6 protein-coding genes are annotated in these 9,512 nt (G+C 44.2%); 5 read left to right on the plus strand and 1 reads right to left on the minus strand.

Features of this window, described 5'->3' with window-relative positions:
• The first annotated feature begins 94 nt into the window (after positions 1-94).
• Entirely contained in the window at positions 95-1,189 is a 1,095-nt protein-coding gene (locus tag ACVA58_RS13560) for a tyrosine-protein phosphatase (RefSeq protein ID WP_446510966.1), read from the plus strand.
• Between the two features lie 54 nt (positions 1,190-1,243).
• On the opposite strand, the gene glgX is transcribed toward ACVA58_RS13560, so the two are convergent.
• Positions 1,244-3,193, minus strand: coding sequence for a glycogen debranching protein GlgX (gene glgX / locus ACVA58_RS13565; RefSeq protein ID WP_446510967.1), 1,950 nt, complete (start codon positions 3,191-3,193; stop codon positions 1,244-1,246).
• A gap of 358 nt (positions 3,194-3,551) precedes the next feature.
• On the opposite strand from glgX, the gene ACVA58_RS13570 reads away from it, so the two are divergent.
• From ACVA58_RS13570 to ACVA58_RS13585, 4 genes are all read left to right on the plus strand, one after another.
• On the plus strand, positions 3,552-4,937 hold the full coding sequence (locus ACVA58_RS13570; protein ID WP_446510968.1) for a carbohydrate porin: 1,386 nt from the start codon (positions 3,552-3,554) through the stop codon (positions 4,935-4,937).
• 135 nt (positions 4,938-5,072) lie between these two features.
• On the plus strand, positions 5,073-5,990 hold the full coding sequence (locus ACVA58_RS13575) for a MalM family protein (protein ID WP_446510969.1): 918 nt from the start codon (positions 5,073-5,075) through the stop codon (positions 5,988-5,990).
• Positions 5,991-6,131: 141 nt separating this feature from the next.
• Complete coding sequence (locus ACVA58_RS13580; RefSeq protein ID WP_446510970.1) at positions 6,132-7,955, plus strand: alpha-amylase family glycosyl hydrolase; 1,824 nt, start codon at positions 6,132-6,134, stop codon at positions 7,953-7,955.
• A 243-nt stretch (positions 7,956-8,198) separates the two neighbouring features.
• Positions 8,199-9,386 (plus strand): potassium/proton antiporter, encoded by a 1,188-nt coding sequence (locus ACVA58_RS13585; protein ID WP_446510971.1) that lies wholly within the window; start codon positions 8,199-8,201, stop codon positions 9,384-9,386.
• Positions 9,387-9,512: the final 126 nt, after the last annotated feature.

The raw sequence follows: 9,512 nt of genomic DNA on the forward strand, positions 1-9,512 counted from the left end.
CAGTTAACTGCCGTTAATTGTCATTACTATTGTTAGGTTTGGCTCTATTTCATCACTGGAATAGAGCCCTTTTTTTAGGGAGGAGATGTAAGCTATGCATTATAAAATTGAAGGTGATCATGTTCTATTTAGTCTTTCTAGCACATGCGAAAATTTATATTTAGTTGGAACGTTTACGAATTGGAAGCTTGATGAAGGTTTTCGTCTTGAAAAACATGGTGATGTTTGCCGCTTGACAAAATACGTCAATGAAGTGAATAAAATTGGTAATTCAGGTTTTATTGAATACGTTATTTGGAATGCAGAGGTACAGACTCCGGTTGAAATAGAGAACTTTCAAAATGGTTACTATTTTAATAACCAAAGCAACGGTGGATTTAACCATTTATTGTTTCTTGAAAGCCCTTCTGAATGCCAATTAAAAGAGATATCAGAGGCATCTAAGCAATCATTCATTATAAAAAACCAAACAACAGACTTTTCTTCAGACTATCAACTGGCTAATTTTCGGCCTGTAGTCGGTGGTGAGTTAAAACCCAATTGGCTCTTTCGATCTTACCATCCCGTGACACCGTCTAGGGCAAATCATTCAGAGCTAAAGGTGATTGAGTCTGTCAGACAAGAGAAGGCGATGGTACTGATCGAGCAGCATCAGATTTGTAGCGTTATTAATCTATCTGATAGTGAAGAAGCACTTACCCAGTCGATGCCAACGTCACCTAAAAGCTATTATCAACGCTGTTGGCAAGAGGGAAACGTACATAGTGTACCAATGGCTTACGAGACCGTATATTTCATGTCTGACAGAAATGAGGCGCTCAATGATGATGAGTTGGGTTTTGAAGATGGTATTCGGCGTTTGATTGCCATTGTTGCCAGACACTCGGGGCCATATTTAGTCCATTGTCGGTTAGGATCAGACAGAACAGGCGTCACTTGTGCGTTTCTTCAGCTATTTATGGGTGCTTCGGAACAGGAAATTGCTGATAATTATCTCAAAACTAACCTGCTTGGTATTGGGGAGTACCGAAGCTTTAGGCTGTTGGAAAGGGCGTTACAAGCCGCGATAGGTGAAGATTGCTTCTCTGATGGTGCCCAGAAAGTGCAAGCGTATTTGAAGCGCCTGAACATACCCGAAGAGTTAATTATGAAAGCGAAAGCTAACCTGTCAGAGGAAAAGGGGGAATAAACTCAGCCCGGCCTACATAGTTAGGTCGGGCTGAGTCGTTTTGGGTATAAAGGTCTAGTCGCGGTACAAAATTGTCAGTGACTGCGCACCTTGCATATACGTTGTTTGTACTTGGTGAGCCCCAAGTTTTGCCTCAGACGTATCGCAAATAACTTGCCATTTGCTACCTTCTGGCAATCGGTAGCGGGTAGGGACTGCGGAGCTATTGATTAAGAATAACAGCTCTTTGCCTGAATCAAATAAGCCAAGGTAGAGCGAAAAGGCTTCAAGCCCATGCCAGTCCTCAGCATTCATTGAATGGCCATCTGAGCGGTTCCAATGTATCCGGTGATGGCCCCTATTGTGACCGCTGAAAGCGCGAATAAACGGTGACATGTAGGTTTTGCGCCGTTCAAGCATGGTAGTCAGCCACTGGCTGAACTCGTTTTTATCCTTGCAGGGTGTCCAATCGGCCCAACTAATTTCGTTGTCCTGACAATAGGCATTGTTATTTCCCCCTTGAGTGTGGGAGAGAGCATCGACAGCCAGGATGTGCGGAATACCAAAGCTAAATAACAGGGTTGTCATGAGGTTGCGCTTTTGACGCTCCCGGCGGCTTAGAACTGCAAAATTAGCCGTCTCCCCTTCAACACCATGGTTGTTCGAACGGTTGTCACCATGACCGTCTCGGTTGTTTTCACCATTTGCGTGATTATGCTTGTGATTGTAAGACACCAAATCTTGAAGGGTGAAGCCATCGTGGTAGGAAATGAAATTGACGGGCAGTTTGTCGGGCCATTTTCCAGCGCTGAACAAGTCTCGCGAGCCCATAATGCGGGTTGCAAACTCCTTGACGTTGTTCTCTTGGCATAGCCAGTAGCTTTTCACCGTGTCACGGAACTTGTCGTTGCACTCGTTCCAGCCGCGCGGGAAATAGCCCAACTGGTAACCGTCAGGGCCGATATCCCATGGTTCGGCAATCAATTTCACCTGTTGCAGAATAGGATCTTGTGCGACGGCCTTAAAGAAGGCGCTATGTGTATCAAAGCGGTCCCCATGACGGCCCAAAGTAGCGGCCAAATCAAAACGGAATCCATCAATTTGGTAGTGGGTGACCCAGTGACGCAAAGTATCGAGTACGATCGTTAAGCTGGGTTGGTAAGTGAGATCAAGGGTATTGCCACAACCGGTATGGTTTTTGTAGTTCTTGTTCGAGTCCTGCAAGTAATAATTCTTATCCAGGCATTTAAAGTGGAATTTAGGGCCGCCTTCACCGCCTTCGGCTGTATGGTTGAACACGATATCCATGATCACTTCAATACCGTGGCGATGGAGTTCCCTGATCATCGTTTTCATTTCGGTAACGGGATCGTCCGTCGCGTAGCGTGGCTCTGGAGCCATAAAGCATAAGCTGTTGTATCCCCAGTAGTTGACCTTGTCCATTTTCAACAGGTGAGGTTCGGACATGCATGACGTCACAGGGAGCAGTTGAAGGCTTGTGACGCCTTGCTCTTTGAAGTAGTTGATCATCTCCGGCTGGCACAAGCCGAGGTAGGTACCTTGATACTTATCTTCGATTTGAGGGTGCTGCTTGGTAAACCCTTTTACGTGCGTTTCGAATAGAATAGTTTCTTCAAATGGTACTTGGGGCAGAGTAGTGTCATCCCAATCAAAGCGGTGATCGACTACGACCGATTTAGCAAAGTGCCAACTCCTATCGGCGGTAAATGGTTCTATATAGTAGGGGGCCTTACTTAGTGCCTGAGTATAAGGATCGAGTATAAAACGGTATTCATTCTTGTCTTTTATTTGGTAACCGTATACCTGACCCTCTTTGATTCCTTCTACAAAAACATAATGTATATCTAAGTGTTGATTTTCTAATTCAAAAAAGGTTTTTTTGTTGTTGTTATCAAATAAAACCAGTTGGATCTCTTTGTTTTCAGAGCAATGAATCGAAAAATTACAACCCTGATCACATAACGTAGCCCCTAGTGGAAATGGTTGAGCTAATTTAGCGAACATCCTGTACATCTCTTTGCTAATTTTACATATCTATAGTGTTATTTAAGCGAGAAAATATTTTCAGTCAAGGAAAGTTTTTTTTTAAAAAAAATTGAGTTACCAATAATTTCAATAACAGTAAATAAAAGTGACTGGCTTCGTGTTTTTCTGGCACGTTTTGTAATTTACTTTCAGTTTTACGCCTAACCTTCGTGAGGCTTATCACGGAACCTTTCTCCACCCTATTTCCTACGCCCCTCTCATCCTCCCTCCTCCTCCCCGGCTTAGGATGATGTCGAAAACTGTATCAAGACTGAATATGAGTCCCGAAAAGATTGCTAGAGAGCAATCATGATAAAAATATAAAAGGGACACTCCTATGAAACACAAGTTAGTACCTGTAGCAGCGGCATTACTTACCGCGCTAGCTTCACATAATGTAGCCGCTGAATCTGCCACTGATATCATCACTGATGGTTGGTCAGTTAATGGTTATGGTTCTATGAACTTACGCTTTGATGAAAACTTCGCAACGTTTGATGGCGATATGGGTAAAGAAGATTACCGCTATGCCAACACCGCTACTAGTGAAAGTACCAACCAGGTTGAGTTCGTTATCAAGAAGCACACTGAGTTCGCAAATGGTGTGTACAGTGATTTCGTGATTCGTTCAGAATATGGTAACGGAAATACTTACGCGTATTCCTCTGAGGGTTCTCAGAAGAAAAATACTGATGCACAGTTTGAAGTAAAAGAGGCGTATGTTGCTCTAGGTAACTTACCTTATTTACCAGCCAACTCTGAAATCTGGGGTGGTCAACGTTTCTTAAATCGTGCTGCAGGTATTCTAACTGGTGAGTTCTGGAAGCAGTCTTCAGGTGTTGGTGCAGGTTTTGAGATGAATCTGGATTCTGGTCATAAAACGGGTGTGGCAATGATGTCTGTTGACCCAGATGCTGGCTCATCTCGAGATTATGTATTTGGCTGTGTAGATGCCGATGGTAATCAATCTGATGATCTAGCAGATTGTGATGTTTCAGTACCAGATCCAGGTGCACGTCAAACTGCAACTTCTTTGGACTTCTACTACTACGGTGTTCAAGCGCTTGGCGGTTCATTTGATTTTGACTTGAAACTGATGCGTGCCTCTCGCACTAACCCTGAAGTGGGCTCTGATGATGCTGATCGCGGTATTGGCGGTTCTATCACGTATAACCGTGATTACTACGGTTTCGATGGTTGGACACAAACTGCAATTGGTTATGGTACAGGTTTAGCATCAAACCGTGGTGTTAACTACGGTAGCTGGAGTGCAGGCGGTGCATTTAGCGAAGATTCTAAATCGCTATTCATCACGTCTTACGGTGTAGCGAATATCGGTGAGAATTGGCAGTTAGGTACTGAGGTAACATACTGGGCACCTGAAAATGTTGACTGGGGTATCACTGGTGACAGAACTGATGAGGTCGAGCGTTTAATCTTTGCTGCACGCCCAACATACAAAGTAAACGATAACTTGCGTCTTGAGTTTACGGGTTCTTACGCAATTGAAGACCTAAACCAGAAAGCTTGGGGTCGTTCAGATGAGAAGACTGCTTTCTACAGCCTAGAAGCAGCGACAGTGTTTACAGTTAATGCTGATTACTTCGGCCGTCCGCAAATTAAGCCATACGTAACTTGGTTTGGTGCTGATGATGAAGCAGCAGCAAATAATGGCGAGAAGAGCCAATATGTAGTCGGTGTTCACACTGAAATCTGGTTCTAAATCACATTTTTACCAAGGCAGCCCTCGGGCTGCCTTTTCAAGTAACATTGGCTATATACCTATTGGCTTTTTTAAGTAGATTAGTGAAAGCAAATAGATATATACCCACCCTGTAGTATGGGTGTAGGAGATAAAATGAAAATAATGAAATTAACATTAGCAGCGCTGCTGACCGCTTCATTGGTTGGTTGCGTAAGTTCCCCGACGACAGAAACTGTAAAAGACGTTACGATTTCTCATCCTGCTTGTTGTAATGCTTATAGTGAGTTTGCTTGGATCCCGATGAGTGGTGACAGCATTGACTTTGCAGTAGATGAATACTCACAAATTGGTGAATTCCCTGAAGGTAAAAGCTATTTCGCAGGGTTCGTTCTAACTGAAAATGTTGAACGTATGCGCGTTGACCTAAAGAGCTGGATGCGTACATCGGGTGTTTTTGCTCCAAAAGTGCTTTTACTTAGCCCAACATTCCAGATCGTAGAGTCTTATGACCTGACGGACTTTGAATTTAAGCCTTCATCTATGTTCCAGCTCAATAGCTACCATAAGCGCTTTGAGATGAACCAAGCGACTACCCCATACATGGTTGTTTATTCACCGCTTGAATACCGTGAGGGCCAGATTGAGGTTCCACACCCAGAACGTATTCGTGCTGAAGAATTAGGCATGGCACGCCCAATGGTGACCGACCCTATTATCCAGCACCAGAAATTCGGCTCGCTTGAATTAGACATGAAGCCAACGGCGCTGCGCTCATACCGCGCCAGTGAAGCGCCGAAAGCGGTAGTTGCAACGCCGGTTGTCACCCAGCCAAAACCTGCAGTCGCAGCGGCGGCGACATCAGTGCCTGTAGTAGCTACAACTGCCAGCGCGGCCGTTGCAGCGCCTTCATCAGCTAAGATGCTACCTGAGAGTGAAGCTTTCTATAACAGCCAGATTAAAGCTGCAGTAGAGAGCAATGATATGCAAAAAGCCCTTACCCTAATGGAAGAAGCCAAGCGTGCGGGTTCAAGTACCGCAGAAGCGATCTTCCTTGAGTTGATTAAAAAGTAAGGACGTAGTTTTAAACAATACCTACTAGGGCAGGGTGTTTTTCGAATCCTCACCTTGCAAGCATTGGGTATTTCGGGCAGGCAATCGTCTGCCCGTTCTCTTATCTATATCGATTTCATTTGCTTTTATTGAGTTAATTTCATGACAGAACCTATGCATTCATCTGCTATCAAGCGCACGACAAAGCAAAATAAAGAAGTGGTTTACCAGGTGTTCACACGCCTATTCGGCAATACCAACACGACCAATAAGCCGTGGGGTACGCTGGAAGAAAATGGTGTTGGTAAGTTTGCTGATTTTACCGACAAGGCATTAAGCGAAATTAAGGCCCTAGGGGTGACCCACATCTGGTATACCGGGGTGCCGCACCATGCTTTAGTGCGAGACTACACTGGTTACGGAATTGAAAATGATCACCCAAGTGTGGTTAAAGGGCGTGCTGGTTCTCCTTATGCGGTTAAGGATTACTACAATGTTAATCCGGATCTAGCGGTTGAACCAGAAAACCGACTTGAAGAGTTCAAGGCGCTAATTGGGCGCTCGCACAAACATGGCTTGAAGGTGATTATTGATATTGTGCCTAACCATGTCGCGAGGCGTTATCATAGCCTGACCAACCCGGAGGGCATTGAAGATTTCGGCGCCTCTGATGACACCAGTATTATTTACCATAAACACAATAACTTCTATTACATTCCAGGCGAAGTCTTTGCGGTTCCAGAGGCTCAAAATGGTTATAAGCCGCTTGGCGGAGAGCAGCATTCTTTGCTGGTAGAACCATTTAAAGAAAACCCTGCCAAATGGACCGGTAACGGCTCGCGTTTGGCTAAACCGGAGTTTGATGACTGGTATGAAACCGTCAAGGTTAACTACGGCATCCGCCCTGATGGCCGCAAGGATTTTGATGTACTGCCAGAAGGGTATGATCAGCAAGATCATGCCGCGCACTTTGCCTTTTGGCAAGATAAAGAGGTGCCAAATTCCTGGGTCAAGTTCCGTGATATTGCGCTTTACTGGCTTGCCATGGGAGTTGATGGTTTCCGCTATGACATGGCCGAGATGGTACCGGTTGAGTTCTGGAGTTATATGAACTCTTCAATTAAACAAGTTAACCCTGATGCTTTCTTGATGGCTGAAGTGTATCAGCCGGATTTGTACCGTGATTACATCCATCTAGGCAAAATGGATTACCTCTATGACAAGGTTGATCTGTACGATGCCTTGAAGTTGATCATGCAGGGCAAGGGCTCCACCGATGCGATTGTCGAGGTTCAAGAGCAATTGATGGACATCGAGCATCATATGCTCCATTTCCTTGATAATCATGATGAGCAGCGTGTTGCGAGTCCGGAATTTGCAGGTGATGCCAATAAGGGCAAGCCAGCCATGCTGGTATCAACGTTGTTGAGTACCTCGCCGACCATGCTTTATTTTGGTCAGGAAGTCGGTGAAGCTGGGGCTGAAGATGCAGGCTTTGGCTTAGCATCTCGTACTACCATTTTTGATTATTTCGGTGTACCTAACCATCAACGTTGGATGAATGACGGTGAATTTGACGGTGGGTTGCTGACAGAAGAAGAGCGTGAACTGCGAAATTTCTACCAGCGCTTGATGAATTTCTCTTTGACTAGCTCTGCATTGATGGGGGATTACCAAGAACTGCATACTCACAACCGTGAGCATGGGGAAGGGTATGACGATCAACTGTTTGCTTTTAGTCGTTTTAATGATAGCGAGAAGCTAATCATATTGGCTAATTTTTCGGACACGGCAAAAGGCTTGGTGACGTTGTCACTACCTGTGGAATTGATTGACCGATGGCAACTTGCTGATGGTGAATATGCTTTGGTTGAACAACTCTATGCCAAGACTGATGCAGTACTGGTGGTAGAAAACGGCTTGGGGAGCATCCAACTTGATGTGCAGGCACTTGACTGCTTGGTATTGTCGTTAGCCGCTGAGTAATTACAGCTCGTTGCTTGTTATACATTCCGGAAGAGGCCACAGCGATGTGGCTTTTTTTATTGAAACGTTATTATGCGAAGCAACTATATATGGATGTAGATCACAAAAATAGTTAATGTTTGGTTACATCAATTTTTATAATAATTTCAATTTGTCAGCAAACATTAGCCTCTAAGCAATGCTGCGCATGGTACAATTTGAGTTACCAAGTTGTTATTCATACGTGTTGTTGGGAGAAGTCTATTGAGTACAGAATTAATCATGTTAGGGATGTCGGCCTTGATTGCTATCGGGATCCTTCTTCATCAACCGTCAAAAACATTGGGCTTGCCTTCATTACTGATATTCATCGGTGTTGGCCTATTGTTTGGTAATGGTGAATTTAATTTTGTTTATGACGATTTGGCCTTAACCTCATTTATCGGCTCTTTAGCTTTGAATGTAATTGTTTTCGTCGGGGGCTTGAATACCTCCAAGGCCAGTATCAAGGTGGCCTACAAAGAAGGTGGGGTACTTTCTAGTGTCGGGGTGTTATTTACCACGGCCATTTTCGGTGGTTTGCTGTACTACATCACTGATTTTAATATCATCACGTGTTTGTTGTTCGCGGCGGTTGTCTCTTCGACTGATGCAGCTGCCGTATTCTCTATCCTTGAATCAAAGAAACTCAAACTTAAAGAATCAACCGATACTATTTTGGAGTTTGAGTCGGCAACCAATGACCCCGTAGCCTTGCTACTGGTAGCTATTCTCACGGAAATGTTGGTGAATACTAACCAGCAGATAAGTGGTCTTAGCATTGGAATAGAGCTTGTTCAGCAAATCATTGTTGGTTTAGGTGCTGGTTATCTTATCGGTTGGTGTTGCGTTTGGTTACTTAACAAAATCAAGCTTGAAGAGTATGGCTTGATCCCTGTGTTTATTCTTGCCAGCTTTTTTATCGCGGCTTATGGAAGTGATCTACTGGGTGGGAATATTCTTGTATCTTCTTATGTCGCAGGTGTCTTTATTGGTAATGAACTTAAGCGAGGGCGAGAGGTAAGTAAGCACTTCTTTAACAGCTTATCGTGGCTTGCGCAGGCGCTAATGTTTATTATCCTTGGCTTGCAGTTTTTTCCGAAAGAGCTATTCGGCGATATGTGGGCAGCCATTATTCCAGCTATCGCGTTGATCTTTATCGCAAGGCCGCTGGCGGTTTTCCTTAGTTATCTGCCATTTAGAAAGGTCTCTTTTAAGAAGAAATTATTTATCTCAGCAATTGGCTTAAAGGGCGCTACACCAATTGTGTTTGCCTTGATCCCGGCTTCTGCTGGCGTTGCGGGTTCGCAAGAGATGATCCATATGGTGTTTTTTATTGTCCTGATCTCAGTTGTTCTGCAGGGGTGGGCCATTGAACCGCTTTCGAACAAGCTAGGGCTCGTGGATAAATAACTTTCCCTCAACTATAGCGGCCATAGAGAATGGTCGCTACAGTGAACACTCCTTTCATACTTCATTATTTTGTGCTCGTATCCTCTTTTTTCTGATATTTTCATTAATGATTTGTTTTTTGATGAT

The organism is Photobacterium sp. DNB22_13_2, from assembly GCF_052873915.1.

What these genes read in the sequence shown, in the direction of transcription:
- ACVA58_RS13560 (WP_446510966.1), top strand. Translation starts at nt 95, where the DNA reads ATGCATTATAAAATTGAAGGTGATCATGTTCTATTTAGTCTTTCTAGC.
- glgX (WP_446510967.1), bottom strand. Translation starts at nt 3,193, where the DNA reads ATGTTCGCTAAATTAGCTCAACCATTTCCACTAGGGGCTACGTTATGT.
- ACVA58_RS13570 (WP_446510968.1), top strand. Translation starts at nt 3,552, where the DNA reads ATGAAACACAAGTTAGTACCTGTAGCAGCGGCATTACTTACCGCGCTA.
- ACVA58_RS13575 (WP_446510969.1), top strand. Translation starts at nt 5,073, where the DNA reads ATGAAAATAATGAAATTAACATTAGCAGCGCTGCTGACCGCTTCATTG.
- ACVA58_RS13580 (WP_446510970.1), top strand. Translation starts at nt 6,132, where the DNA reads ATGACAGAACCTATGCATTCATCTGCTATCAAGCGCACGACAAAGCAA.